At 33.6% G+C, this 25,856-nt stretch carries 27 protein-coding genes and 2 pseudogenes; 7 read left to right on the top strand and 22 right to left on the bottom strand.

What is annotated here, in order from left to right; genetic code table 11:
* Positions 1 to 6: 6 nt before the first annotated feature.
* The 21 genes and pseudogenes from CSUIS19072_RS04950 to rpmH form a co-directional block, all read right to left on the bottom strand.
* On the bottom strand, positions 7 to 1,164 hold the full coding sequence (locus CSUIS19072_RS04950; RefSeq protein ID WP_086293067.1) for a Dyp-type peroxidase: 1,158 nt from the start codon (positions 1,162 to 1,164) through the stop codon (positions 7 to 9).
* Between the two features lie 9 nt (positions 1,165 to 1,173).
* A complete protein-coding gene (gene efeO, locus CSUIS19072_RS04945; RefSeq protein WP_086237637.1) occupies positions 1,174 to 1,986 on the bottom strand; it encodes an iron uptake system protein EfeO in 813 nt (270 codons plus the stop codon).
* Between the two features lie 245 nt (positions 1,987 to 2,231).
* Complete coding sequence (locus tag CSUIS19072_RS04940; protein WP_086237689.1) at positions 2,232 to 2,513, bottom strand: hypothetical protein; 282 nt, start codon at positions 2,511 to 2,513, stop codon at positions 2,232 to 2,234.
* Positions 2,514 to 2,631: 118 nt separating this feature from the next.
* Positions 2,632 to 2,988: a 50S ribosomal protein L19 gene (rplS, locus tag CSUIS19072_RS04935; RefSeq protein WP_086237636.1), complete on the bottom strand. Its 357-nt coding sequence runs from the start codon at positions 2,986 to 2,988 to the stop codon at positions 2,632 to 2,634.
* 9 nt (positions 2,989 to 2,997) lie between these two features.
* Positions 2,998 to 3,681 (bottom strand): tRNA (guanosine(37)-N1)-methyltransferase TrmD, encoded by a 684-nt coding sequence (gene trmD / locus CSUIS19072_RS04930; protein ID WP_086237635.1) that lies wholly within the window; start codon positions 3,679 to 3,681, stop codon positions 2,998 to 3,000.
* Positions 3,682 to 3,690: 9 nt separating this feature from the next.
* Positions 3,691 to 4,221: a ribosome maturation factor RimM gene (gene rimM / locus CSUIS19072_RS04925; RefSeq protein ID WP_086242525.1), complete on the bottom strand. Its 531-nt coding sequence runs from the start codon at positions 4,219 to 4,221 to the stop codon at positions 3,691 to 3,693.
* Positions 4,211 to 4,456: a KH domain-containing protein gene (locus tag CSUIS19072_RS04920; RefSeq protein WP_086237633.1), complete on the bottom strand. Its 246-nt coding sequence runs from the start codon at positions 4,454 to 4,456 to the stop codon at positions 4,211 to 4,213. The genes rimM and CSUIS19072_RS04920 overlap by 11 nt, the downstream gene beginning before the upstream one ends.
* Entirely contained in the window at positions 4,456 to 4,683 is a 228-nt protein-coding gene (gene rpsP, locus CSUIS19072_RS04915; RefSeq protein WP_086237632.1) for a 30S ribosomal protein S16, read from the bottom strand. Before rpsP ends, CSUIS19072_RS04920 begins: the two co-directional genes overlap by 1 nt.
* 68 nt (positions 4,684 to 4,751) lie before the next feature.
* Complete coding sequence (ffh, locus tag CSUIS19072_RS04910; RefSeq protein WP_086293069.1) at positions 4,752 to 6,098, bottom strand: signal recognition particle protein; 1,347 nt, start codon at positions 6,096 to 6,098, stop codon at positions 4,752 to 4,754.
* 134 nt (positions 6,099 to 6,232) lie between these two features.
* Positions 6,233 to 6,637 carry an acyl-CoA thioesterase gene (locus tag CSUIS19072_RS04905; protein ID WP_086237630.1) on the bottom strand — a complete coding sequence of 135 codons (405 nt, stop codon included), beginning with the start codon at positions 6,635 to 6,637 and terminating at the stop codon, positions 6,233 to 6,235.
* A 110-nt stretch (positions 6,638 to 6,747) separates the two neighbouring features.
* Positions 6,748 to 7,269, bottom strand: a pseudogene (locus tag CSUIS19072_RS08540) (methyl-accepting chemotaxis protein); the annotation flags it as partial.
* Positions 7,270 to 7,602: 333 nt separating this feature from the next.
* Positions 7,603 to 8,202, bottom strand: a pseudogene (locus tag CSUIS19072_RS08535) (HAMP domain-containing protein); the annotation flags it as partial.
* 256 nt (positions 8,203 to 8,458) lie between these two features.
* Positions 8,459 to 9,991 (bottom strand): bifunctional phosphoribosylaminoimidazolecarboxamide formyltransferase/IMP cyclohydrolase, encoded by a 1,533-nt coding sequence (purH, locus tag CSUIS19072_RS04895; protein WP_086293071.1) that lies wholly within the window; start codon positions 9,989 to 9,991, stop codon positions 8,459 to 8,461.
* A gap of 9 nt (positions 9,992 to 10,000) precedes the next feature.
* Positions 10,001 to 10,711, bottom strand: coding sequence for a DnaJ domain-containing protein (locus CSUIS19072_RS04890; RefSeq protein ID WP_086293111.1), 711 nt, complete (start codon positions 10,709 to 10,711; stop codon positions 10,001 to 10,003).
* A gap of 2 nt (positions 10,712 to 10,713) precedes the next feature.
* Positions 10,714 to 12,909 (bottom strand): phosphoribosylformylglycinamidine synthase subunit PurL, encoded by a 2,196-nt coding sequence (purL, locus tag CSUIS19072_RS04885; protein WP_086293073.1) that lies wholly within the window; start codon positions 12,907 to 12,909, stop codon positions 10,714 to 10,716.
* Positions 12,910 to 12,930: 21 nt separating this feature from the next.
* Entirely contained in the window at positions 12,931 to 14,241 is a 1,311-nt protein-coding gene (gene mnmE, locus CSUIS19072_RS04880; RefSeq protein WP_086293075.1) for a tRNA uridine-5-carboxymethylaminomethyl(34) synthesis GTPase MnmE, read from the bottom strand.
* The gene (locus CSUIS19072_RS04875; RefSeq protein WP_086293113.1) at positions 14,238 to 15,116 is read right to left on the bottom strand and encodes a Jag N-terminal domain-containing protein; all 879 of its coding nucleotides are present in this window, start codon (positions 15,114 to 15,116) and stop codon (positions 14,238 to 14,240) included. Before CSUIS19072_RS04875 ends, mnmE begins: the two co-directional genes overlap by 4 nt.
* Positions 15,112 to 16,671: a membrane protein insertase YidC gene (gene yidC / locus CSUIS19072_RS04870; RefSeq protein ID WP_086293077.1), complete on the bottom strand. Its 1,560-nt coding sequence runs from the start codon at positions 16,669 to 16,671 to the stop codon at positions 15,112 to 15,114. Before yidC ends, CSUIS19072_RS04875 begins: the two co-directional genes overlap by 5 nt.
* The gene (gene yidD, locus CSUIS19072_RS04865; RefSeq protein WP_086237624.1) at positions 16,665 to 17,006 is read right to left on the bottom strand and encodes a membrane protein insertion efficiency factor YidD; all 342 of its coding nucleotides are present in this window, start codon (positions 17,004 to 17,006) and stop codon (positions 16,665 to 16,667) included. Before yidD ends, yidC begins: the two co-directional genes overlap by 7 nt.
* 77 nt (positions 17,007 to 17,083) lie before the next feature.
* Positions 17,084 to 17,416, bottom strand: coding sequence for a ribonuclease P protein component (rnpA, locus tag CSUIS19072_RS04860; protein ID WP_180379396.1), 333 nt, complete (start codon positions 17,414 to 17,416; stop codon positions 17,084 to 17,086).
* 8 nt (positions 17,417 to 17,424) lie between these two features.
* Positions 17,425 to 17,559 carry a 50S ribosomal protein L34 gene (gene rpmH / locus CSUIS19072_RS04855; RefSeq protein ID WP_086237623.1) on the bottom strand — a complete coding sequence of 45 codons (135 nt, stop codon included), beginning with the start codon at positions 17,557 to 17,559 and terminating at the stop codon, positions 17,425 to 17,427.
* 153 nt (positions 17,560 to 17,712) lie between these two features.
* On the opposite strand from rpmH, the gene CSUIS19072_RS04850 reads away from it, so the two are divergent.
* From CSUIS19072_RS04850 to CSUIS19072_RS04840, 3 genes are read left to right on the top strand one after another with little or no spacing between them, the layout of a single operon-like run.
* Positions 17,713 to 18,366 (top strand): hypothetical protein, encoded by a 654-nt coding sequence (locus CSUIS19072_RS04850; protein ID WP_086237622.1) that lies wholly within the window; start codon positions 17,713 to 17,715, stop codon positions 18,364 to 18,366.
* The gene (locus CSUIS19072_RS04845) at positions 18,366 to 21,182 is read left to right on the top strand and encodes a hybrid sensor histidine kinase/response regulator (protein ID WP_086293080.1); all 2,817 of its coding nucleotides are present in this window, start codon (positions 18,366 to 18,368) and stop codon (positions 21,180 to 21,182) included. The genes CSUIS19072_RS04850 and CSUIS19072_RS04845 overlap by 1 nt, the downstream gene beginning before the upstream one ends.
* Positions 21,179 to 21,559 (top strand): response regulator, encoded by a 381-nt coding sequence (locus CSUIS19072_RS04840; RefSeq protein WP_086293082.1) that lies wholly within the window; start codon positions 21,179 to 21,181, stop codon positions 21,557 to 21,559. The genes CSUIS19072_RS04845 and CSUIS19072_RS04840 overlap by 4 nt, the downstream gene beginning before the upstream one ends.
* On the opposite strand, the gene CSUIS19072_RS04835 is transcribed toward CSUIS19072_RS04840, so the two are convergent.
* The gene (locus CSUIS19072_RS04835; protein ID WP_086237619.1) at positions 21,551 to 21,958 is read right to left on the bottom strand and encodes a hypothetical protein; all 408 of its coding nucleotides are present in this window, start codon (positions 21,956 to 21,958) and stop codon (positions 21,551 to 21,553) included. The genes CSUIS19072_RS04840 and CSUIS19072_RS04835 overlap by 9 nt on opposite strands.
* Before the next feature lie 98 nt (positions 21,959 to 22,056).
* Between CSUIS19072_RS04835 and CSUIS19072_RS04830 the strand changes: the two genes are divergently transcribed.
* The 4 genes from CSUIS19072_RS04830 to CSUIS19072_RS04815 all read left to right on the top strand — a co-directional run bounded on the left by CSUIS19072_RS04830 (position 22,057) and on the right by CSUIS19072_RS04815 (position 25,856).
* Positions 22,057 to 22,590, top strand: coding sequence for an ATP/GTP-binding protein (locus CSUIS19072_RS04830; RefSeq protein WP_086237618.1), 534 nt, complete (start codon positions 22,057 to 22,059; stop codon positions 22,588 to 22,590).
* 103 nt (positions 22,591 to 22,693) lie between these two features.
* Positions 22,694 to 23,389, top strand: a complete 696-nt coding sequence (dut, locus tag CSUIS19072_RS04825) for a dUTPase (protein WP_086237617.1) — start codon at positions 22,694 to 22,696, stop codon at positions 23,387 to 23,389.
* Positions 23,386 to 24,102, top strand: a complete 717-nt coding sequence (locus CSUIS19072_RS04820; RefSeq protein ID WP_086293083.1) for an EI24 domain-containing protein — start codon at positions 23,386 to 23,388, stop codon at positions 24,100 to 24,102. The genes dut and CSUIS19072_RS04820 overlap by 4 nt, the downstream gene beginning before the upstream one ends.
* The gene (locus CSUIS19072_RS04815) at positions 24,102 to 25,856 is read left to right on the top strand and encodes a Na/Pi cotransporter family protein (RefSeq protein WP_086237615.1); all 1,755 of its coding nucleotides are present in this window, start codon (positions 24,102 to 24,104) and stop codon (positions 25,854 to 25,856) included. Before CSUIS19072_RS04820 ends, CSUIS19072_RS04815 begins: the two co-directional genes overlap by 1 nt.

Genomic DNA, 25,856 nt, shown 5'->3' with positions numbered 1-25,856 from the left:
AAACCTCTACCCTAAAATCGATCTAGCAAGATAGTCACCATCACCGCTTACACCACCAAAACAGATAAAAAGCCCCGAGCCAATATGCGTGATATACTCATTCATTCTATCTACATTTCCCAAAGTATTTTGTATCTTTATAAATTGCTCTGGGTCTTTTTGAAATGAGATAAATAAAAGCCCCGCATCAAACTGATTAGTCTTAGGTTCCACACCGCTAGCATAGGAGTATGACCTTCTAAGTATCTTAGTATCTGCACTTTTAGATAAAAATACATGAGAATCAGCTGGTAAAGGAGTATTTGAGCTTATATCAGCTTCATCAAATTCGCTCTTGCCGCCATACGGTGCGCCGCTATCTCTAAATCTACCAAAGGTATCATTTTGTCCTTTTAGATGAGTTCTATCCCAAGTTTCTAAATGCATTTGTATCTTTCTTACTGCCATGTAAGTGCCACCATCAAATGCTCCACCCTTTATCCAAACCTCCTTATCAAGCTCAGCACCCTTAGGATTGATTGTCCCATCTTTAAAGCCAAAAAGGTTGCGTGGGGTATCACTATTCATAAATGAGTTAAAGCCCATTTGTGACCATTTCATAGTAACTTGTAATCTTGCCACACGCACCAAATTACGCACCGCATGAAAAGCCACTTGCGGATCATCGCTACAAGCTTGTATGCATATATCTCCACCGCTAAATTCAGCCCTAATCTGATCTCTTGGAAAATGCGGTAAATCCTTAAGCTCCTTTGGCTTTAGCTTATCCAAACCAAGTTTTTTGAAAAATGACGCACTCACACCAAATGTCAAAGTAAGCCCACTACTTCCCAAAGAATCAGCCTCTCCAGTATCTAAAGTGGGGATAAATTTATTACTGCCATATTCGCTCACATTTTGTCCAGATGTCAATTTAGCTGAATATATAGTCCAAATTTTAAACATCTCTTTAATCTCATCAAGAGAGTTAGTATGTAAGTCTAAAACCATAAAGTATATATGCTTTTGGATAGCGGTAGCTATGCCTTGCTGGTGCTTTCCATAGAATGGATAGATATCTTTCTCATCTGATTTAATGCGTGGATTTAAGAGTTGACTAGCCCCAAGCGTACTAGCCCCAAATGCTAATACTCCACCAATAAAATTACGGCGTTTGGAATTCATATCGATACCTTAATCTAAGATTACACCCATTTTTGACAATGGCTCACCTAGTTTATTTACCGCTTCTGCTAGCTCTTTTATATCAGATTTTGATAGCTTGTCATAGCCTATATACTCATATCCATTTTTACTTTTATTGTGCTTTTCTAAAAGATTATTTACATTAGCAAACTGAATTTCAATATCTTTTGCTAATTTAGGATCTTTTTTAATTAAGTGAGATTTGAGAATTTCATAGATCTTTTGCGCTCCTTGAATATTTGCCTTAAAATCATAAAGATCGGTTTTGGAATATATATCCTCTTCTCCTGTTATCTTGCTAGTTGATACCTCATTTAATAAATCTACCGCACCAGTTAGCATTAACTCCGCATCCACCTTGACAGTTGGCACCTTAGCCCTTAACTCCTTAATATCAGCTAGCAACTTATCAGCCACGGCCTCGCTACCTTTTGTCGTATTATCTACCCATAAAATTTTTTCAATCTTATGAAATCCACTCCAATCATCTTCTCCCTTACCATCTTCTTGTAAATCAGCCAAACGGGCATCTATACTAGGATCAAGCTCTCCAAAGCTCTCAGCTATAGGCTCTGAGCGTTCATAATACATTCTAGCTAATGGATAGAGTTTTTTAGCATTTTTAGTATCTCCAGATTTTAAGTAACCAACAAATTTCTCTGTGTCTTCTAATAATTTGTCTATTTGACCGATAACATAAGACCTATACTCATTTGCCTCTTTTGATAAATCAACTGCTCCATACAAGCTACTTCCTAGCATTAAGGCCGATAAGCCTAGAGTGATTTTTTTAAATTGCATTTTTGCTCCTTTAAAATAAAATTTAAAAATGTATAGATATTGATAAACATTTTCATAATCACTATTTTAATAAATATTATCTTAAGATTATCTTATATTTTATGGTAAAATTTAAAAATTATTTAATTAATTTATTTGATTAAATTTAAGATCAATAATCTATTTGCGGGGTTAAAAGAATATAAATAAAGATTAAAATGATATAATTAAACTACTAATTTATAAAAATAAATTAAAATATTTTATTAATTATTAATGACTTTAAACACTCTTGAATGGGTATCTGATTTAGATAGGCTAAGTCTGATTATAGAGTCTTTCAAAGCTTTTAAAGAGTGCGGTACAAAAGCTGGTAGTGTAATCATATCAAGCTCACTCATTACCACAATATCCCCACTCATCTCAAACTCTATCTCTCCACGAAGAATTTGAACGATTATGGCATTTGGTGCCTTATGCTCTTTCATTATGGAATCTTTAGCCATGGTAATGCGTATCTCTTTACTAAATTCACTTTCGCAAAGCATAGCACTCTTTACACCTTCAAATGTATCAAAGTTAAAAACAATTTTTTCCACGCTAAATTCCAAAATAAAATAAAACAGATAAGCCCCAATAAAAAGGGGGCTAAAGTCTAAATGAATGCTATTTTTTAAGCTCTTTAATTCTAGCAGCTTTACCGCGTCTATCACGAAGATAAAATAGTTTAGAGCGTCTTACACGACCTTTGCGTAATACAGTAATGCTCTCTAAACTATCACTATATATAGGGAAAATTCTCTCTACGCCAACGCTATTAGCACCTATTTTTCTAATAATAAAGGTCTCTCCAGTACCGCTACCACGGCGAGCGATACATATGCCTTCAAAATTTTGAATTCTGCTTTTGTCGCCTTCTTTGATGTGAATAGCAATTCTCAAAGTATCACCAGCACGAAAGTCAGGCACAGACTTAGTCGCAATTTGAGCATTTTCAAATGCTTCAATATATTTATTTCTCATCTTATTTCCTTAAAGTTTTGGCGATTTAAGAGTTTGATACAAATCAGGGCGAAAAAACCGAGTTTTGCAAAGCGCCATATGATTTTTTAAAGCGAAGATTATACTATGATTACCCTTTAAAAAAGCTGAAGGAGCTAGTAGGCCATTAAAGATATTTGGCTTTGTAAAACTAGGAGCTTCCAATACTCCGCCCTCAAAACTCTCAATATTCAAAGAGTTAAAATTACCCAAAACTCCATAAATATTGCGACTAATTGCATCGCAAAGGCTCATAGCAGCTAACTCTCCACCAGTTAAGATAAAATCTCCAATGCAAAAAACCTCATTTACCCTACTCTCAACTACACGCTCATCAATACCCTCATATCTACCACAGATAAATGTTATATTTTTTAGCTTTGAAAGTCTTTTGGCGTCATTTTGATTAAATTTTTTACCAGCTGGAGTAAGATAGATTATGTGAGTATCTCCAAGCGTATCGATGGTATCGCAAAGCGGTTGTGCACTCATCAAAAGCCCGGCACCCCCACCAATCATATACTCATCAACTTTATTATGCTTTTGCTTTGTATAGTTGCGAGGATTAATGCAATTAATCTCTATAATCCCATTCTTAACTGCCTTACCAAGTATGGAGTCGCTAAAATATGGGGTTATTAAATTTGGAAATAGTGTTATAAAGTTAAATTTCATATCTAAAATTTAAGAGTTAATAAGTATATTCATAGAGTTTTTGACCTCTACTTTTTTGGTTGCAGTATCAATCTTAATTATAAAATTATCTTGATAAGGTATATAAAACTGCTTAGGTAAATTTTGAGATACCAAATCTAGATCTGTTTTAATGCTAAATAAAAATCCGGCACCAACTTCTAAAATATCATCAATCCTACCAAGCAAATCGCCATCTTCATAAACCATAGAGCCTATAATATCAAAGTAAAAATACTCATCTTTTTTAAGCTTACAGCTCTTTTTAGTATCTTCTATTGTGCGATATAAAACCCTATTTGTAAGCTCTTTTGCCTTTTCAACACTATCAAATCCTTCAAATATCACAAGCGAATTTGAAGGCTCATAGCTCTTAATAGAAAAAAGATTGCCAAATTTATCATAAAATTTAGCGCCCTTTTTATACTGCTCGACAAAATCGCTACGATTATGCAGTCTTAAAGCTCCCTTTAATCCAACGGATTTACCAAGTATGCAAACCTCTACTAAATCACTCTTCAATAGCTTTTACCGTAATTCTATATGAGGTTGGATCTTTAGCCTTATAGCCTATAACCACGGTTTTAATAGCATTTATCATCTTACCATCTTTGCCGATTAATTTCCCAGTATCAGCCTTGCTAGCGTATATAATGATTTCATCGAAATTCTCTCCAAGATTTATCCGCTCAGTGCGAATAATATCAGGAGAATCACTTATAAGCTTAGCATACTCTTTTAAAAAATCTTCAACCATTATTTTGTAATTTGAGCGACTCTATCGCTTAATTTGGCACCTACACTTTTCCAATATGCAAGTCTATTAGCATCAAATTTAATCACTTCTGGCTCTACCATTGGGTTATAATATCCAATACTTTCAATCCAGCCGCTATCGCGTCTTTTTCTACTATCTGTAACTACTATACGATAAAATGGTCTTTTTTTGCGTCCCATTCTTGTTAATCTTACTACTGTTGCCATCTTTGTCTCCTAAAATATTTTTATAAGGCTTAGTTATAGCTAAATTTATAGCCATAAATAAACCCTAATTATCTAGGGCGATTAGCATTTGCTAGCATATTAGCAAAGCCTTTCATACTATCTTTATTTGAGAATTTTTTGGCTAATTTTGCCGCACTGCTAAACTGCTTTAAAAATCTATTTACACTCATCTGATCTAGTCCAGCTCCAGCTGCTATCCTGCGTTTTCTAGCGTTATTTAATAGATCAGGATTCTCTCTCTCTTTTGGTGTCATCGAGTTTATCATAGCTTTTATATGTTTTATCTGTTCTGAATTATCCAAATCTATATCTTTTAACTGATTAGCCATACCCCCAAGACCTGGTATCATACCTATTAAACTCTTCATACTTCCAAGCTTTTTAACACTCTCAAGTTGAGCGATAAAATCATTGAAATTAAATTCTCCCTTTTTAATCTTTTTATTAAGTTTTTTAGCCTCTTTTTCATCAATTATCGTTGATGCCTTTTCAGCCAAAGTCGCAAGATCCCCTTCGCCAAGAATCCTACCTACAATCCTATCTGGGATAAAGCTCTCAAGATCTGCTACTTTCTCACCAACACCAACAAATCTAAGCGGAATTCCCACTTGATGGGCTATACCAATTGCCACACCGCCTTTTGTGTCAGCATCAAATTTGCTTAAAATCACTCCTGTTATGCCAAGAGCTTCATTAAAGCTAGCTGCGGTGCGAACGCCATCTTGACCACTCATAGCATCAGCTACATAGAATATTTCGTGCGGATTTAATGCGGTTTTAATCTCTTTTAGCTCACTCATTAAAGCCTCATCAATTGCCAAGCGACCAGCAGTATCGACTAAAAGCACATCATAAAGAGCATCTTTAGCCTTTTTAAGCGCCTTTTTGGCTACATTTACTGGATTATTCTCTCCATCAATGCTAAATAGCTCAATCTCATTAGCACTACATAGTTGTCTAAGCTGCTCAACCGCTGCTAAACGCTGCAAATCAGCAGCAGCGACAAGAACGCGTTTTTTACGAGCTTTTAGATAACTTGCTAGTTTAATAGTAGTTGTGGTTTTTCCACCACCTTGCAAACCAGCCATCAATACAATAGTTGGTGGATTAGAAGCAAAAACAAAGCCGCTACCCTTATTTCCATCATTTGGAGCGGTTAAGATATTTGTTAAATTTGATTTTATACTATCTAAAAATTGCTTTTGACCTATAGCGCCCTTTTTCATATCAGACTCTACAAGAGCTACTAACTCTTTAGTAACCTTATGATATACATCAGCTTTTAATAGCGACTTTTTAAGCGTCTCTAACGCATTTTTTAAAGCCTTCTCATCATCGACAAATTTAAGTTTATTTACAGCTGATTTTAGCGACTCGCCAATAAGTTCAAACACAATTTACCTTTATTAATTTTTATTAAAAGGAGATAATTATATCTTTTATTTACTTTAAAATTCTTTAATCGTAATGCTAATTGGAGATAGTATAATAAATTAAATTTAGCCACCCAAAAAAAGGTAGCTAAATATTAAAAACCATGAAGTCGCTTTAGATCATTATCTATGCTCTTTTTCTCCCCTTTTTCATCTACGCTTACATATGTAACCTCAGCAGTAGTTACTGGGACGCACTCACAAAATCCTTGAGCATTTAATCTTTGGACGACAACTTTAACTCTTGTTGTGATAGAGGTGCTACCTACATTTGTGATTTTAGCATAGCAACTAACAATATCACCTATAAATACTGGCTCTTTGAATATAACCTCTTTCATCGATATTGTAACAACCCTAATTGGGGCTAACTCTCTAGCTGCAATTGCTCCAGCTAAGTCTATTTGTGATAAAATCCAACCACCAAAAATATTTCCAGCTGGGTTTGTATCGCTAGGCATAGCTACGATTTTAATTCTTGGTTCTCCCATACCTTTCATAAAATATCCTTAATATTTTTTAATTTATTAATTTTAACTCTAAAATATTAATTATAATTAAATTTACAATAAAAATTATAAATAAATAGTCGCCCAAAGAGAGCTTAAAATCAAGTTTTAAATTTACTTAAATCAACTTCAAGTCTGGTTGCTACATCTTTTAAATTCGTAGATACATCTAAGAATTGATTAACTATCTTAGCATTATTATCAAAAGTCTCTACAGATTCTTCAGATTGATCTAATAGCTTTTTAATCTTTTTGCTAATATCAGTAGCCATAGCCGATACCTCTTGAACTATTTGCATGGATTCATTTGTGGCTGTTTGAGTAGATCTTGCTCTATCCATAAGCTCATTGGCACTTTTGCTAATTAAAGCAATGTTTTTAGCATTTTCATTTAATGCATTTCCAAGCTCCGTAGTAGATTCTATCATATTTTTAGCATTTAAATTTATACCACCTAAGGATTCATTTGTCTTTTCAGCTAGCACTCTGACCTCTTCAGCAACTACAGCAAAGCCCCTTCCCATCTCTCCAGCTCTAGCTGCTTCTATGGCCGCATTTAAAGCAAGTAAATTTGTCTGGTCTGCTATATCGCCTATAATATCTAAAACTTTTTTCATATCTTTGGTTTGGCTAACTACGCTTATGGTTTTTTGTGCTACCTCTTGCTCTTTAGCATTTGCTTCATTTAGGTGAGTTACAACCTCGCTTAATGATTGTATCATCTCTTCTAACTCATCATATGACTGCTTGTTTGCACCAGCTGCCTGGGTGGATTTATCCGTTGAAATCTCAAGCTCATCAGATATACTTTTACTAATAGCATATGAGCTTCTAGCCTTATCTTTTCCATCTTCTGTGCTGCTAAGGAGTATGGAAGCGTTATCGTGTAAGGTTAATGTCTGGCTCTCTACGCTTTTAGCACTACTTTGAGCCTTTTTGACTATATCTTGAATTTTTTCTATAAAGAGATTTATATGCTTACAAGTTTGCCCGATCTCATCGCTGCTTTTTATAGATATTCTAGCACTTAAATCACCATCTCCACTGCTTAAATCTTTAGCACGATTTAAAAGCTCTAACACAGGAGTTATAACAACCCTTTTTAATACCACCAAAACTATAATAGCTGTTAAAATCAAAGATATAGCAAATATTAATAAAAACATAACGCTCTTATCTCTTAAATCTTTATCCATAGCATTCAAAGAGTACGATAGATCCATAACGCCTAAGACTTCATTCTCTTTAGAAAGAGTATGACAAGCTAAGCACTCACTCTTAGCAATGATTGGAGTGACTAATCGTAATGTGTGATTATCTTGTGTTTTTATAGTTTGAGTATAATTTTTAGGATTTATAAATTGTGATTTTATTATATCATCTTTAGGTGCTACCTTTTCAAGACCAAAGCTTTCTGATACGGTATCTGAGCGGTATATTTTTAAAGATGCCACACCTTGGATTAAGCTTGCATCGTGGATTGATTTTTCTATTATTTGTGGATCACCAGTATTCATAGCAGTCTGAACTGTCTGAAATATAGATGAACTAAGCATATTTAAGCTATCTTTGGTAATCTGCGTAGATGAGTTATTAAATTGAGCTATGATGATAAATTGCATAGCTATAAAACTTATAAATAAAACTGCGACAATACTAAAAACTATCTTTTTACCTATAGTATTTATCATGCTGTCTGCCTTGAAAGAAGATATAGTGAAATTATACTCATTAAACTCTTATTAAAAGTTTAATGAGATAAATAGACCCTTAATTTAAGGTAAATTAAATATAAATTTACCTTAAATTTAATCAATGCAAGAAGTGTCTAATGCCAGTAAAATACATACTCATTCTAGCTTTATTGGCAGCTTCTATCACCTCATCATCTCGGATTGAGCCACCTGGCTGAATTACATTAGCCACGCCCACACTAGCAGCTATCTCTATACTATCAGCAAAAGGGAAAAACGCCTCACTAGCTAACGCACAACCCTTTAAATCTATCCCCATATCATTAGCCTTTGCCACCGCTGCACGAGCCGCATCAACCCTACTAGTCATACCCATACCAATTGCTAAAAGTGTGCTATCTTTGACATAGACAACGCAGTTTGATTTAGTTAATGCTGCTATCTTCCACGCTATTTTAAGATCTGTAATTTCACTAGGATTTGCTGCTTTTATAGTAACTTGTTTAGCATTATCAACTTCGCTATCATTTAGGCTATCTTTTTCTTGAAAGACAAACCCCCCATCAATGTGTTTAAAGTCCCATTTATATCCCGAAGTTACTAAAAATTTATTATTTTGCGTAAAGATTTTAGTGCGTTTTTTATCACTATAAAGCTCTAAAACCCCATCTTCTACATTTGCAGCAATTATAACCTCTATAAATATCTCTTTAGTTTTTAAAGCTAGCTCCTTTGTAAGAGTTCCATTTATCGCCACCACGCCACCAAAAGCACTAACTGAATCGCACTTAAGTGCTTTGATATAGCTATCTAGCTCATTTTCTCCAATAGCAAAACCGCATGGATTAGCATGCTTACAAATAGCCACCGCTGGAGCCTTACCAAATGATGAAGCTATCGCCACGGCTGAATTAATATCAGTCATATTATTAAAGCTTGCTTCGCCTTTTAATTGAGTGAAATTTAAACTTAAAAAGCTATCAAATTCATACGCAGCGCCCTTTTGGTGTGGATTTTCACCATATCTTGTATCAAATACCTTTGAGCCAGTTATAAATCTCTTAGCACCAAATCCACCCTTAAATCTCTCATTCATATAGTTAGCTATCATTGAGTCATATGAGGCTGTATGTTCATATGCTTTTATCATCAAATCCCGTCTAAATTCATAGCTATCGCTACCATCTTTTAGTGATTTTAGCACTATTTCATAATCATTCACATCAGTAACAATTAACACATCTTTGAAATTTTTAGCAGCACTTCGCACCATAGCAGGGCCACCAATATCTATATTTTCGATAATCTCATTAAAATCATCTGTGCGGATTGTAGTCTCTTTAAAAGGGTATAAATTTACACAAACTAAATCAATTGCCTTAATATTATATTTATTAGCTTGTTCTATGTGGTTAGCGTCATCTCTTTTATGTAAGATACCGCCATGAATTTTTGGATGTAAGGTTTTAACCCTACCTTCAAACATCTCAGGACTAGCGGTAAATTGGCTAACTTCTATAACTTTTATGCCACTATCTTTTAAAGTTTTATATGTCCCACCTGTACTTAAAATCTCAAAGCCCAAAGCCTCAAGCCCTAAGGCAAACTCCACCACACCGCTCTTATCACTTACACTAATTAAAGCTCTCATAAATCCTCCTTATTTATTAAATTTATTTTTTAATATCTCATATGCTTCATTTATTTGCTGCATTTTCTTAGTCGCTTGGCTTATAATATCATCGCTCTTATCCATCATAAAATCTGGATGATACTGCCTAGATAATCTCCTATGACTAGCTTTAATCTCTTCAAAACTAGCATCTTTTGAAACCTCTAAAATCTCATATGGATCAATGCTATGCTCTTTGGATAAATTCTTAAATTCAGCCTCAAAATGAGAAAAAAGCTCTTCTACAATGCTCTTATTAATAGCAAATCCATCGCAAATTTCGCGTAAAATTTCTCTCTCATCGCTATTAAATTCCCCATCGATATAGGCTAAATTCATAAAAAATACTATACGATTTATCCAAATATTTTGACTAAATCCTAGCCTTTGCCTATACTCTTTAGCAATTGCGTAGGCTGAGCTTTGATTATCTTTATAATAAAGATATATATCTTTTAACTTGGCTCTAACATCTCTATTACCAAGCTTTAAACAAATATCATCTAATAAAAGCGATATATAATTAGCCTCATCCTTACTCACAGCTCCATCGCTTTTAGCGACCTTTGCCGTTAGCATAATTAGATATTTAGCATCATCATATTGGAGTTTGTTAATCCTTAAGCTTGAGCTAGTAAATCCACGACCAAGTAGCCAAAATATAATAATAACGCCAATTAAAATTAAAAATATATGCACTATCAATCTTCACTTTTAATAACAGTAGCAAACTCGCTAAAATAGATATTTTGTAGATCTTTTAAGCTAATTTTAATATCATTTAAAACAAACTCATCGCCACCACTTAAGCCAATTTTAATAAATTCAATCCCATATTTCTTAGCTAACTCTTTAAATTTAAGCTCATCTCTAACCCCTACAACTGCCCTAGAAAAGCTCTCATCAAATATAAAGCGACTATCTTTAAGCTCTATTTTGCCATTAAAACCAATAGAGCTAACCGCTGCCATCTTGGCTAAAGTAATGGCGATACCACCTACTCCAACGCTATTTGCAAACTCCAATACTCTATCTTTATTAGCCTCAATAACCAAATCCCAAAGTGCTCTTTCAGCCTTATAATCTATCTCTTTTAACTCTCCAGCGCATAAATTTGCCACCACCTTCATATATAGCGACCCTGCAAACTCGCCAGTAGTCTTACCAAGTAGATAAACACTCACATTTTCACCGCTAAATTCGCTAATCAAGCTATTTTTAGCATCATCTCCTACGCCTACTGATACTATGCTTGGTGTAGGCTGGATACTAACTCCATCTGTCTCATTATACAAGCTTACATTACCGCTAACTACTGGAGTATTTAGCTTTGCACACGCCTCTTTAATCCCTTCGCAACCTTGTGCGAACTGCCACATAACCTCTGGATTTTGCGGATTACCATAGTTTAGACAATCAGTAATCGCAAGCGGAGTTGCACCACTCATAGCCACCTTTCGCCCACTAGCTGCGACTGTGGCTGCAGCGCCGATTTTAGGATTTACATAATTATGCCTTGTATTACACTCCATGCCCATAGCAATTGACTTGCCATTTTGCTTAATTCTCATTACAGCAGCACCCAATTTACCAGCTTTTTTAATCACATTTGTGCCTACTGTTGAGTCATATTGATCATAAATAAAACTCTTATTTGCCACATTTAAATCTTTGATTAATAGCTCAAAGGCCTCTTGATTGCTGATTTTTGGTATATTATTTAAATTTATATTTGCGATCTCATCAAGATATTTTGGTCTGCTAGTTGGGCGATTTAGTATTGGTGCGACCTCGCTAAGTGGGGCTATTGGCACGCTACCAGCTAACTCATTATGCCAGTATAGCTCCATTATGCCACTATCAGTTACTTCTCCTATAATCTCAGCATCTAAATCCCATTTATCAAATATCGCTTTTATCTTATCTTCACAACCCTTTTTAGCACAAATTAGCATTCTTTCTTGAGACTCGCTAAGCATTAATTCATATGGCGTCATTCCACTTTCACGCATAGGAACTCTATCTAAATATAGCTTCATACCGCTACCGCTTCTACCAGCCATCTCAAAGCTACTTGATGTAAGTCCAGCTGCACCCATATCTTGAATTCCAACTATATAATCGCATTTAAATAGCTCCAAGCAAGCCTCCATTAAGAGCTTTTCAGCAAATGGATCCCCAACTTGCACTGTTGGCCTTAAAGATTTATTCTCTTCATTAAAGCTATCACTTGACATCACAGCCCCACCAAGACCATCTCTACCAGTCTTTGAGCCAACATATATAACCGGGTTTCCTACCCCTTCAGCCTTAGCATAAAATATCTCATCACTTTTACAAATTCCAAGCCCAAAAGCATTGACTAAAATATTACCATTAAAGCTCTCATCAAATGTGGTTTCACCGCCAATAGTTGGCACACCCATACAGTTGCCATAGTGGCTAATGCCAGATACCACGCCTTTTACTAAATAGCGTTGATGGCGACTAATCTTTGTATCGCCACGCACTTGACCAAACCGAAGTGAGTTCATACTCGCCTCAACCCTAGCCCCCATGGTAAAAATATCCCTAAATATACCACCAACTCCAGTTGCAGCACCAGCAAATGGCTCAATAAAGCTTGGGTGATTATGGCTCTCCATCTTAAATACAGCTGCCATACCATCGCCACAATCTATCACCCCAGCATTCTCGCCTGGACCTTGAAGTACCCATGGAGCCTTAGTCGGAAAGCCATTTAGATATTTTTTACTTGATTTATAGCTACAATGCTCACTCCACATCGCAGAAAATATACCAAGTTCAAGTAAATTTGGCTCACGCCCTAAAATCTCTAATATCTTTTTATACTCATCATCGCTAATCTTATGTGCTTCTATTGTCTTTTTATCCATTATTATATCCCCTTTTTAAAATTATTTTCCTAAGCAAAAATTGCTAAACATTTTATCTAAAATTTCCGAATTTTGTAGCGGTTTTGTGATGCTTCCTATCTCTTTTATAGCTCTATTTATCTCATAAGCAAAAAGCTCAAGCACAGACTCATCTAAAAGATGGATAGCTCTATTTATCGCACTTTTGGCATCATCACAAGCTTTTATTTGTCTATTTGAGCTTAGCATTATCTCATTTGTATCTTGTGAATTTAAGTATTCTTGGATTGCTAGTTTTAAAGCATTAGAGTTATCTTTTGCACTAAGTAAAATTCCATCAATATTAAGGTCAAATTTAAATTCCAAATCAGATTTATTTAATACAAAAATTACCTTCTTATTTAAGCTATTTACAAAATCCAAAATCTCCATATCTTCGCTATTTACAACCCTTGAGCTATCAAATACACAGATGATTATATCAGCGCTATTTGCGGCCCTTTTGGAGTATTCTATACCGATATTTTCTATATCGTGATCGCTATGCCTAATACCAGCAGTATCGATTATACGCACTAAGTGGGTGCCGATTTTAATCTGCTCTTCGATAGTATCTCTAGTGGTTCCTGGAGTATTGCTAATTATGGCTCTTTCATAATTTAAAAGTGAGTTTAAAATGGAGCTTTTGCCTACATTTGGGGTGCCGATTATCGCTACTTTGTAGCCGTCTATTAGACCTTTTTTTGAATTTGAAATTGATATTATATTATCTAGTTTTGAATAAATTTGCTCTAATTTTAGCTTAATTTGCTCCATTATATCAGCTGGCAAATCATCATCAGCATAGTCAATGCAAGTCTCAGTATAAGCTAAAGCTGATATTAGCTCATCACGCAAAGTATCACAAAACTCAGCCAACTCCCCACTCATAACCCTAGCTAAAATCTTAGCCGCACCTTCGCTTCTAGCATTTATAAGACCCTGGATACTCTCAACCTTAGCTAGATCAATTTTGCCATTTAGCACCGCTTTTTTGCTAAATTCGCCAGGATTAGCAACCCTAGCCCCATAAGATAATATCTCATCGATAATCAAATTTGCTACAACCACTCCGCCATGAGTCTGAAACTCCACCACATCTTCGCCAGTGAAGCTAAATGGAGCCTTAAAATATATCACAATTGCCTCATCTAAGATATTGCCAAATTTATCCTTTAGCTTCTTTAAATATGCTACTCTAGGCGTTAGATTACCACAAATTTTATTAGCTATGCTTAGGGCATCTTTGCCACTAAGTCTAATAATAGATATAGCTCCGATGCCATATGGGGTTGCAAGTGCTACTATATTCATTTTTTATGAAAATCATTTATAACAATGAATTTGCTTTCATCGCTACTTTTAATTCCAACATATTTATCTGGAAATCTCTGCCTAAGCTGCTCTAAAGCGATTTTAACTAATACCCCATCAAGAGGCTTGGTTTGAGCCTTGCCAATTAGCTCTACTCTTTCTATAACTCCATTTAAATATACAGCCATACTGCTCTCTTGGTTTTTTAAAAATTCAGCTATCTCTAGGCGAATTCCTTTATTATATTTAGCATTAATCCAGTTAAATATGAGATATGAAATAGCCTTATATCTATAGCCCTCCTTGCCTATCATTAGTGCTGCATCAGCTCCATCAAGCTTGATATATATAGTATCAGCGTCATAAATTGATAGCTCACTAACCCAAATATCAAATAAACTAGCACCAAATAGCCTATCAAGCCCAGCTCTAATCTCTAATAAGATATTATCCAAAGATACCGCGGTTTGATTATCATCAATTTTATGAAATGAATCAAATATGGATTGGTCTATATTTAGCGTTGATTTTCTAGCCGGTTTTGCAAATTGCGCTTCTGCTTGGGTATCGCTTTGGGTTATAGTGATGTTTGGCTCAAATTTATCTTCACTACTTGGCTCGAATTTAGAGTGTGTGGATTTTTGGGCTTTATCGCACCTTATGCTCTTTTCAATGCGATCATTTTTTGGCTTTTTAACTCTTTTTTCACCATCTTTTTTTACAGATACTTCAAAAATACCATCTTTTTTAAAAAAGCCTAAAAATCCCTTTCTAGCTGCTTTTATCTGTGTAATTTCTAAATTTATGGCAGAGCATTTAAGCTCATTAGCTGCTTTTATATAAGCACTTTGTAAATCCTTAGCTTCAATCTTAATTCCCATGGTGTTTCTCCGCTATCTCTTGAGATTTATGACGCTCAAATATTTTATTTACGACCATTTGCTGAGCTATAGAGCATAGGTTGTTTATAAACCAATAAAGAGTAAGCCCCGCTGGGAATGTAATAAAGAAAAATGTAAATATCAAAGGTAGAAATTTCATAATCTTTGCTTGCATTGGATCTGTAAAATTGGTTGGCGTGATATGCTGCTGAATATACATTGTAATACCCATAAGGATTGGTAATATAAAGTAAGGATCAAGCTCTGCAAGGTCATTAATCCATAAAATCCACTCAGCACCTTTTAGCTCAATAGCATTTAGCAATACCCTATAAATTGCAAAGAATATTGGAATTTGGATTAAAATTGGCAAACAGCCACCCATAGGATTAGCCCCATGCTTTTTGTATAGCTCCATTACATGGGCGTTTATTTTTTGTGGATCGCCTTTATATTTGGCTTGTATCTCTTTCATCTTTGGAGCTAGATCTTTTAGCTTATTCATTGAGACCATACCCTTATATGTAAGAGGAAATAAAACTATACGGATAATGATGGTTAGTGCCACAATAGCAAAGCCCCAGTTGCCTATAAATGAGTAGAGCCAATCAAGTAGCAAAAAGGCAGGTTTAGCAATAAAGGTAAACCAACCATACTCAATGGTATCAACTAAGCTTGGATTGATTGATTTTAAAATTTTATAATCTTTTGGGCCGATGTAGCCTTTAGCACTGAAATTTCCAATATTTCTAACAAAGCTTAGAGTATTCTCATCGGTATCTTTTTGGATAAAGACCTCCATAGATTTCTTGCTATCATAAAATAAAGTAGTGTAATATCTATCACTATTAGCTAATAAATCCACACTTCTAAAGACCTCATTTCCTTTAGCGTCCCCATCTTCAATAATTTCTAAGCTATCATCTTCTTTTCTAAGCAAAACTCCATGAACAGTATATCCATCTACTGCTACAACTGGGCGAAATCCAGCTGTAATGAAATATTCATAATTTGAGCTTACTTTAACATCAATATCATATGAGCCATCTGCGTAGAATGTTATATTTTTTACCACGCTTACAGATGATAAATCTTGAGTTAAGCTTAAAGTAGCTGGGGTAGTGCCAACATCGATTTTATCGCTACTTGCCTTATATGCCACCTTAAAAGCCTCTTCATTTATAGCCCTATCAGAAAATCGAATTTCCAAAGGTAGTGGCGAAGTAGGTTTTAAAAGCGAAATTTGCTCACCATTTTCATTTTTAAATTTAGAATCTTTAAGCGTAAAGCTACTAATCCTTCCTAACTCATCGATTGTAGCGGTATAATTAATCCCTTCGATTGTAGCGATATTCTTGCTAGTTTGCTTTGGGGCTTGAGTGGTGCTGTTTGTTGTGGTTGTTGTCGGGGCGCTTTGATTTTGCTCTAAAGTTTTATTTATATCTAGTGGTTGCTTTGGTGCAAAAAGAGCATCATAAGCTATAAAAAATAGAACAGATATAACTGTGGCTATTATGAGCCTTTGCTGAGTTGAAAGTTTATCTAACACTTTTTATCCTTTGATAAGTCAAATGCTTTTATTAAATAAAATTTATCTTTTTTATATTTAATTAGCCAAAATTTTGGCTCTACATAATATGGCTTTGAAAATATATAAGATGGCTTAAATTCCCATCTAATAATAGGATAATCTATACCACCTCTAAAGAGTTGATTGCATCGCAAAATTCTAAAGCCAATAGCAAATATAGAAGTGATTATTCCACTATGGCTAAGCTGCCAAAGTGCATATTCAGAACAACTAGGATAGTATCTACACGACCTTGGCAATAATGGCGAGATATATTTTTTATAAAAAATAACCAAACTAGTGGCAATTTTCATCAATTTGCACCTAATAAATTTGCAAACAGAACAAGCACAAGAGTGCTAAATTCGCTACTTAAACTAAATAGCACAGGCTATCTTATGGAGTCCATTCGCTTTAACGCCCATCTAAAATTTTTACAAATTTTATCAAAAGGCACCTCATCTGCTCCGCTTTTTGCAATGAAGATATATATACCGCTTTTTAACTCATTACTAAGCGCAAAAAATGCAGCACGGAAAACCCTTTTAACTCTATTTCTTACTACTGCTTTTCCAATCTTTTTGCTTACTACTGCGGCAAATCTACTCATATCTGACTCTAAAAAATAGACAACTGCCAAATCGCAATGCCACTTTTTGGCATTTTGATAGACCCTTTTAAACTCTTTACTATCACTAATAGAGTCAAATTTGCTAATTTTCAATTTAACTCTTAAGCAGCTAGTCTTGCTCTACCTTTTGCCCTTCTAGCGCTAATTACTTTACGACCATTTTTAGTTTTCATTCTAACACGGAAGCCGTGAGTGCGTTTTCTAGGTGTTTTATGCGGTTGATAAGTTCTTTTCATAAATGTTCCTTTTGGGTAAAATTAAGTTTTGGATTTTATCTAAATTTTACTTAAACGGCTTTTAATTTGATAAATTTCATCTTGGCTAGATATATTTAAATTCTATCTAAAGCAAATTACGCTAAAATCAAGCAATTTATTTTGGAATTTAATATGATACTTTATAATCAAAACTATGAAATGATCGGTATTAGTAGCGAAGGGCTATCTCTTTTTGGCTTTTTAACTCCTGAGGATTTTTTTAGAAGTTGTAATGATGTGAGCGACTATTTTTTAGAAACTAGCCCCCTATATAACACCAAAAAACACTATATAGATCTCATAATATCTGAGTCCCAGTCCAATATCCAAGATATGCAAATCAAGCTTGATAATGGCGATATAATGAGTGCTAAAATTGCCGTTGAAGTGGTAAATTTAAAGGATTTAAATGAGCATTATTATAGCGTCAAGCTACTATTTGATGGCAATAGACTATCATATTTTAGCGACCAAACTAGATGGCTATGGGATATACTATACATTAGTAGATTGGATGCTAATGAGTTTAAAACTAGAGTTTTAGAATTTACTAAAATAGCCAAAGAGAGATATGAAGCCTTATATGAAGCGAAGCTTTTATTGATAGATGCTAGTGATATTATCAAAGAGCTTGCCGCGATGGCTACAAACTTAAAATTAACTGAATTTTGCCAAATTCTAATAAATATCCAATCTACTAATGATGAAAAAATACTCAATGATGAGTTCTACCAATATATGCAATTTATCGAAAATATCGAAAATATAATTAAAAGCGAGATGTGATGAGACTACACTTTGGCCTACTTGGAATTTTACGCTTAATAGCGACAATACCTTTGTGTATTATATTTTTTCTATCTAGCTGGTATTTGGTTAGACAGTATGATATTAATGCTGATTTAAAAGATCTAAAATCCAAATTTATCATCTCACTAGATCTTGTAAATCTCTCTAAAGAGTTGGATAAAGAGATGATTATCAATGATACAACAAGTAAAAATATAAATCGCCAAATCACAGATCACGCAATAGAGCATATCAAATCCCTACACTATAATCAAAAGAGCATAGAGCCGATTTTAAATAAGCTTAATACGCTTTTTCAAATTCGCTATAAATTAGATAATTCAGACTTTAATAAAAGTGAAATTTCAAGCTATTTTAGAGATATTAACCTACTTATCAAAGATGATATTTTAAAGCTTAGAAATTATGATATATCGCATAGAATAAATATATTTATCCTTGCTTTTGCCTCATCATACTCTAACACCATAGCCATAAGCGCTAAAAGAGATCTGGTGGCTAATATTATCAATTATAGATCCCTTAGCGATCAAGAACTTCTTTTATGGCTTGAGCTTATAAGAAATAATAAATTAGATTATAGCCACCTACCATCAAGTCAAGCCAAAAATACTATAGAATCAATACTTACAAGCAATGAGTATAAACAAGCTATTGATAATCTTAGCGCCTTTGCAATTGAGATTATAAAATATGGCTTACCAAGTGGCTACCTAGGACAGAAATATTACGATCTAATCAGCGATGAGCTAAAATTCGCATATCAAATTCAAGAAGCGATAATATCTCAAATCAAATCTGAAATAGATAATTTCTCTACAGAAATTTTATTTGATTCTATCATAGCTTTTGTGGTTTGGCTTATTAGCATTGTGCTGATTTTAACATCATATTACACTAAAAATTATATAAGAGCTAATATCAATAATCTATCAAAAATTATTAAAAAAATAAAATCAGTCTCATCTGCAAATTTATCTGATGGCACCCAAGAAAATTCGCTAGAAAATGGCCATAAAATCATCAATGAGGCCTTAGATAGGATTATCGCACAAAAAGATATAGCCCAAAGCGATAGTAGATCTAAAACCGCCTTTTTAACCAATATATCGCACGAAATCAAAGCTCCGCTAAATGGCATAATGGGCTTTATAGATCTTTTAAAAAGTCGCTCACTAGGCAAGGATGAAAAAGAGCTAATTGATATAATCGAACATAGCAGCCAAACTCTACTAAAAGCTATAAACAATATCATAAATATGGCTAAGATCGAAGCTGGAGAGAGCGAAATTTATGAGAGTGAATTTGTGCTTTATAATCTATTTGATGAGATTATAACCTCATATTTTGATAGGCTTATAGCTAAAAATCTATCCCTTACTTACTATATCGATCCAGAGCTTATGATAACTGCATTTAGCGATGAAGAGAAGATAAGGCAAATAGCTATAAATTTAATTGACAATGCCATCAAATTCACGCCAAATGGTGGCAAAATCAATATATATGCAAAGAAAATTTCATCTACAAATAGCGATATTAGCTTTGATTTTATAGTCAAAGATAATGGAATTGGGATCGCTCAAAATGCTATTAATAAGATATTTGATAGCTTCTATGTAGATGAAAATTTATCAAGAACTTATGGCGGAACTGGTCTTGGCCTAAGTATAATCAACCACTATGCTAAGATGCTAAATAGCAAGATAAATGTCCAAAGTCAGCTAAAAAATGGTAGTGAATTTAGCCTAAACTTAACCCTAAAACTCCGCCCACATAATGATAAAAACTACGCTAATATATTTAAAGGCTCAAAAGTATCGATTAATAAAAATGATATTGATGAGGAGAATTTAGAGATTATAAACCTATATTTAAAATACCTTGGCGTAGCAGTTGAGCCAAATGCCACGCCAGTTATTGGCAAATTTAAAGGCGATAAAAATCCAAAAAATATAGAGTATCAAGAGCTTAATCACGGCTTTAGCCCTAGCCTAATCTCTTTGATAAATGCACTATTAAATAGCCTTAAATCCACACAAAAATATAATTTAAAAATTCTAATTGCCACCAATGATACAAGCAAAAAAATTAAAGAGATGTTTGAGGAGATATGTGCTAATGTAGATGTGGTTTATGATGGCAAAAGCTTGTATGAGCTTACTTTGATTAACCACTATGATGCGATTTTTACTGATATTGCCCTAAATAAGCAAAACGCCATAATCGCTACAACAAATATTATCAACACGCAAGATGAAAAGGATATAGAAAGAACACCTATAATAGTGATGCTTTCAAGCCCTAAAGATAAGATAAATAAGACAAATTTGCTATTTGATTACTACTTGCAAAAGCCGTTTTTTAAATCACAAATTATCGAAATTTTATCTAGCATTGATAATAAAGACCCACTAAATGCCCTTGATGATACAAGAGATATATTACTATTAAAAAAGAGTAAAATGGAAAATAGAATTTACCAAGCCGTCCTATCAAAGATCTGCCATAGCATAGATAGCACTGATTCTTTAGATGAGCTTGAAGAGATCATACAAAATAGAGCTTATAAGCTAATTTTAATTGATTATGGAGCAGCTCAATTTGACTTTAAAAGGGTCTTAAATATCCTAAAGACTAGCTATGAATTACATAAATTTATGAGTAAAATGGTGCTATTTATAGAGCCAAATATTAAAATTCCAACACAAATAAAAACGCAATTTGCTAAGATACTAAATACAAATATCAGCAAATCTGAGCTAGAAAATCAGATAAAAGAGCTACTATGATAAAGCTAAATGTCCTTATAATCGATGATGATGAGATTACTCTTAAGCTATTAGATATGATCTTGGCTAATAATCTCTATATAGCAAGCATAACCACAGCCAAAGATGGATTAGAGGCGATGGAGATTTTAGAGCGTAGATTTGATATAAATTTGATACTACTAGATATATATATGCCACGCCTTGATGGGTTTGAGTTTTTAAACAATTTCAAACAACGCAAATATCTCCAAGATATTCCAATAATAGTCATCAGCACAGATATTTCTCAGCGTCAAAAGGCGTTGGAATTTGGGGTATATGACTTTATAGTAAAGCCAATTAGCAAAAAATCATTAAATAAATTTATAAAAAAGATAGCCAACGCTTTAGGCTAAATTTAACTCAATTTTCTTACCAAATCCTAGGCTATTATCTGTAAATTTAAGCCAATTTAGCCTAATTGTGTATAAATTTAGCTTCATAAACCTAGCATAAGCAAACCTCGATATATAGGCACTTTTATGCTCTTTAATATCGCTTTTACTTATCACTCCTTTGGCTTGAAGACCTTGAATTTTCCCTACTATATCTGTTTGTAAGGCAATATTTATAAAAACCCTATTATCACTTTGTATAGCCCTTAGGTGGTAGCTACCACTTCCAAAAGCCACAATAATCAAATTTGGCTCAATAAAAGCATAAAAACAGCTACAAAGATACGCCCCATCTGGCGAATTCACGCCAAGGGTTAATATATGCTCGTCTTTAATAAATTTAACTATCTTCTCATTCATCTTTTATATTGGCACTATTTTTGCTTGATTTTAGCCAAATTTGGCTTAAAATAAATCGCTTTTAGCCGATTTTGTTATAAATTTTCAAGGAAATCATAATGACAACTAGCAACTACGCAAACGCCTCTTATAATGCGTTTAACTACTCTTTTAAAACCAGCTCAGGCGATACTATCAATCTTTCAATGTATGATAATAAAGAGCTTAACTACTCAAATAAAAACTCTACAAATTCGCAATCACAAACCCTAAGTCTTAAACACTCTTATGGATATAAATTTGAACTAAATAGCGATAATGGCCTAAGCCAGCAAGATAGAGATGAGATAGCAAAGGCTATGGAAGAACTTCGCCCAAAAATAGATGAGTTTATGAAGCAAGTTAAGGAAAATGAGCCATTTAGCGATGAGACAATCGCAAATATCTCAAATTCGCTTAAAAAATATCTACCAGATTTAAGCAGTAATGATGCAAAAATAGAGCTAAAAAAATCGCTTTTAGATATGTTTGATGAGATGCTAAAAGAGAATAAAAGTACAAATAATAAAATAAATAAAACCTTGCTAGAACAAACCAATAAGCTATTTGAAAATATGATAAAACCACAAAATAGCCTAAACTACTACGCTTAAGCTTGCTTAAAAGCAAGCTTATTAGCTAAATTTTGCTATCTAAATTTAATCATTAACTAAATTTTTGTATAATCTTTAATTTTAAAAATTTTAAGGTAAAGCTATGATATATAGAAATTTAATAAAAGAGATGTTAAAACTTCAACAAGAACTAAATGATAATACAAATGGCATTGGCTGGGAGAGAGGCACCACTAAAGATGGCAAACTAATTAGCTGGAAGCGTTGTATATATATGGAGTGTGCTGAGCTAATTGATAGCTTTGCTTGGAAACATTGGAAGGAGATAAATGCCCCATTAGATGTCGATAATATCGCTATTGAGATTGTGGATATTTGGCATTTTATTATGAGTTTGGGACTAGAAAATTATAAGATTAACTCCCTTGGAGATATAGAAAATTTAGCTAATGATATAGTAGCAACAAGCGGATTTAATGAATTTTGTAAAGAGCCTTATAATATTAAAAAGTATAGCATTTATGAGATTATCAATGATACTGAGCTTATCATAAATCGTTGTAGTGGGTTTAATATAAATTTCTTTGATCTTTTAAGGGATTATTTTAGAGTTGCGTTAAAATGCGGAGTGAATTTACAAAAATTATTTAATATCTATATAGGCAAAAATGTATTAAACAAATTTCGCCAAGACCACGGCTACAAAGATGGTACATACAAAAAAATTTGGAATGGAGTAGAAGATAATATAGTAATGAGTGAGATATTACAAAGTGGAGTAAGTAGCGTAGATGAAATTTACTCTAAACTTAAAATTAGCTATCAAAATATCCAATGAATAGTGTGATTAAACGCTCATTTGCTGATTTTTTAAGCCTTAGATTTATCCTATTATCCATCTTGCCACTTGCGGTATCTTTGGCTAGTTTAATTGGCTTAGTTGTGCTATTTGGCGATGATATTTTTGCCGCTTTTGCCAAGCCGCAAATCCAAACCTATGCTAGTGGAGATGGATTTATAGCGTGGCTAATATCACTAAGCTTAGTTCAATTCATCATAACCTCATCATTTTATGTAATTAGCATATTCTTAGCCATCATCTTAAGCGTCGCAATCGCTGCTGTAATCACAGGATTTTTAACCCCATATATAGTTAAATTTATAAATCAAAAATATTATAATTACAACACAACCCCAGAGCCAAGCAACATTAGAGTATTAAATTTAATCTTTATCACATTTATCAAATTTATACTAATTTTTCTAATTTGTATCCCACTTCTATTTATCCCAGTAATCAATCTTTTTATACTAAATTTGCCATTTTTCTACCTATTTTATCGCCTTATGCTAATTGATGTCGCTAGCAATACCTCTGATAGATTAATCTTTGAAGTTGATTTACAAAAAGGCGGTGGAGTTAAATTTTTTAGCGCTTCAGTGATATTTTACATAATCACCTTAATACCATTTGTTGGATTATTTAGTCAAATATTTTTTGTAATATTTTTAAGCCATTTATTATTGGAGAAAAATTCAAAAGGGTTTTGATGAAAAATATTCTATTTTTTAGCTTTATAGTTTTAATATCTATTTTGATGTATATCAGCCAGAGTTTTTTGACTATTATTTTTGGGGTTTGTATATTTTTGTATGCGATGAGTGTGCTTGAAAAGAGCTTTTCAATGATGGCAAGCTTGGAGACATTTTTAAAAAAAATGACTAAAACAAATTTTCAAAGCTTTATATTTGGCTCTGTTTCTACCACCATAATGCAATCAAGCGGTCTTGTAAGCGTTCTTGCTATATCATTTTTAAGCGCTGGGCTAATCTCTTTAGCTTCAGGCCTTGCTATTATATACGGGATAAATTTAGCCACCATTACCACAGGTTGGTTTTTAGCTGGATTTGGGGTTAAGGTAGATATAGCTGCATACTCAATGCCTCTTATCGTAATTGGTATGCTATGTATGGTTAATAAAACTCAAAAGATAAAAGGCTTTGGGTATTTTTTATTTAGTATTGGGCTTTTATTTTTGGGAATTTCATATATGAAAGGTGGCTTTGACCACATTAAAGATAGCATTGATCTATCACAATTTGCTATGTCTGGCATTGGAGGATTGCTTATATATACGCTTGTAGGGGTTGTAGTTACTGTGCTAATTCAAAGCTCACACGCATCTTTAACCCTAGCAATAGCCGCTCTAAGCGTAGGACAGATAACATATGAAAATGCCGTTGGTATAGCCATCGGCTCAAATGTAGGCTCAACTGTCATGGCTGTAATTGGCTCATTAAATGCAAATATAGAAGGCAAGAAGCTAACAGTAGCTCATGTATTATTTAATGTATCGTGTGCGATAATAAGCATTATTTTAATCACGCCATTTATGTATATCACCGATATTACTAGTGATTATTTTGGTATTGCTAAAGATGATTATACTCTTAGACTTGCTGTATTTTTATCATATTTTAATGCTGTTGGCGTAATCATATTCTACCCATTAATACCATTTATCGAAAAACTACTAAATAAATTTATGAAAGATAGCAAAAAAAGGAGTAAAATCGATAGCGCTAAGTATCTTGATGAGCACTCATTACAATTCCCAAATAGTGCTTTAGAGGTCTTAAATAAAGAGATGCTACACCTATATTCTAACGCAAACTCAATCATCGCAAAAGCCATTAGCATTAGTAGTAGCGATATACAAAATAGCGATACCCCCGCTAAAGATATAATCGCCCTAAGGCAAACTGCGATTAAAATTGACTATGATGAGCTATATAATAATAGATTTAAAGAGATATATAGTCAGATTATCGACTACGCCATATTAGCTGGAGCTAATGCTAAGCCAGAACAATTGAGTAAATTTATGGATATTAGGCGCTCAGCACTGATTATGGCTGAAACCTTAAAAGATATGAAAAATGCCCAGCCAAATATCTATAAATATATCACAAGCTCTAATCAATATGCTAAAGAGGAGTATGATAAACTAAGAGTTGAAATGCTACAAAGCCTTCGCATAATGTATAAAATCGCAAATATCAAAGACCCAAGTGAGCTAGAAAATCAGATAAAAAATTTGCGTAAAATATATCAAGAGTATGATAGTGAGTTTAACTTTGATGTATTAATCATCAATAAAAAAATCACCAACAAAATGGCAACATCTTTGATGAATGATACGGCGCTAATGAAAAATATCACAAAAGGTATGCTTAAGGTGGTTGAGATGATATTTACTCATCATCATAGCGAAGAAAAATTAGAAGAGATAACGAATGCATAA

Origin of the sequence: Campylobacter sp. RM19072 (assembly GCF_024723485.1) — a bacterium.
Classification (GTDB): domain Bacteria; phylum Campylobacterota; class Campylobacteria; order Campylobacterales; family Campylobacteraceae; genus Campylobacter; species Campylobacter porcelli.
Note: the sequence above shows the minus strand (reverse complement) of the source record. Positions and strands in the feature narration are given on the sequence as shown.

Bases quoted from the DNA above. Each gene is read 5' to 3' on its own strand.
- CSUIS19072_RS04950 (WP_086293067.1), bottom strand. From the start codon at position 1,164: ATGAATTCCAAACGCCGTAATTTTATTGGTGGAGTATTAGCATTTGGG.
- efeO (WP_086237637.1), bottom strand. From the start codon at position 1,986: ATGCAATTTAAAAAAATCACTCTAGGCTTATCGGCCTTAATGCTAGGA.
- CSUIS19072_RS04940 (WP_086237689.1), bottom strand. From the start codon at position 2,513: ATGCTTTGCGAAAGTGAATTTAGTAAAGAGATACGCATTACCATGGCT.
- rplS (WP_086237636.1), bottom strand. From the start codon at position 2,988: ATGAGAAATAAATATATTGAAGCATTTGAAAATGCTCAAATTGCGACT.
- trmD (WP_086237635.1), bottom strand. From the start codon at position 3,681: ATGAAATTTAACTTTATAACACTATTTCCAAATTTAATAACCCCATAT.
- CSUIS19072_RS04920 (WP_086237633.1), bottom strand. From the start codon at position 4,456: ATGGTTGAAGATTTTTTAAAAGAGTATGCTAAGCTTATAAGTGATTCT.
- rpsP (WP_086237632.1), bottom strand. From the start codon at position 4,683: ATGGCAACAGTAGTAAGATTAACAAGAATGGGACGCAAAAAAAGACCA.
- CSUIS19072_RS04905 (WP_086237630.1), bottom strand. From the start codon at position 6,637: ATGAAAGGTATGGGAGAACCAAGAATTAAAATCGTAGCTATGCCTAGC.
- purH (WP_086293071.1), bottom strand. From the start codon at position 9,991: ATGAGAGCTTTAATTAGTGTAAGTGATAAGAGCGGTGTGGTGGAGTTT.
- purL (WP_086293073.1), bottom strand. From the start codon at position 12,909: ATGGATAAAAAGACAATAGAAGCACATAAGATTAGCGATGATGAGTAT.
- mnmE (WP_086293075.1), bottom strand. From the start codon at position 14,241: ATGAATATAGTAGCACTTGCAACCCCATATGGCATCGGAGCTATATCT.
- yidD (WP_086237624.1), bottom strand. From the start codon at position 17,006: ATGAAAATTGCCACTAGTTTGGTTATTTTTTATAAAAAATATATCTCG.
- rpmH (WP_086237623.1), bottom strand. From the start codon at position 17,559: ATGAAAAGAACTTATCAACCGCATAAAACACCTAGAAAACGCACTCAC.
- CSUIS19072_RS04850 (WP_086237622.1), top strand. From the start codon at position 17,713: ATGATACTTTATAATCAAAACTATGAAATGATCGGTATTAGTAGCGAA.
- CSUIS19072_RS04845 (WP_086293080.1), top strand. From the start codon at position 18,366: ATGAGACTACACTTTGGCCTACTTGGAATTTTACGCTTAATAGCGACA.
- CSUIS19072_RS04840 (WP_086293082.1), top strand. From the start codon at position 21,179: ATGATAAAGCTAAATGTCCTTATAATCGATGATGATGAGATTACTCTT.
- CSUIS19072_RS04835 (WP_086237619.1), bottom strand. From the start codon at position 21,958: ATGAATGAGAAGATAGTTAAATTTATTAAAGACGAGCATATATTAACC.
- CSUIS19072_RS04830 (WP_086237618.1), top strand. From the start codon at position 22,057: ATGACAACTAGCAACTACGCAAACGCCTCTTATAATGCGTTTAACTAC.
- dut (WP_086237617.1), top strand. From the start codon at position 22,694: ATGATATATAGAAATTTAATAAAAGAGATGTTAAAACTTCAACAAGAA.
- CSUIS19072_RS04820 (WP_086293083.1), top strand. From the start codon at position 23,386: ATGAATAGTGTGATTAAACGCTCATTTGCTGATTTTTTAAGCCTTAGA.
- CSUIS19072_RS04815 (WP_086237615.1), top strand. From the start codon at position 24,102: ATGAAAAATATTCTATTTTTTAGCTTTATAGTTTTAATATCTATTTTG.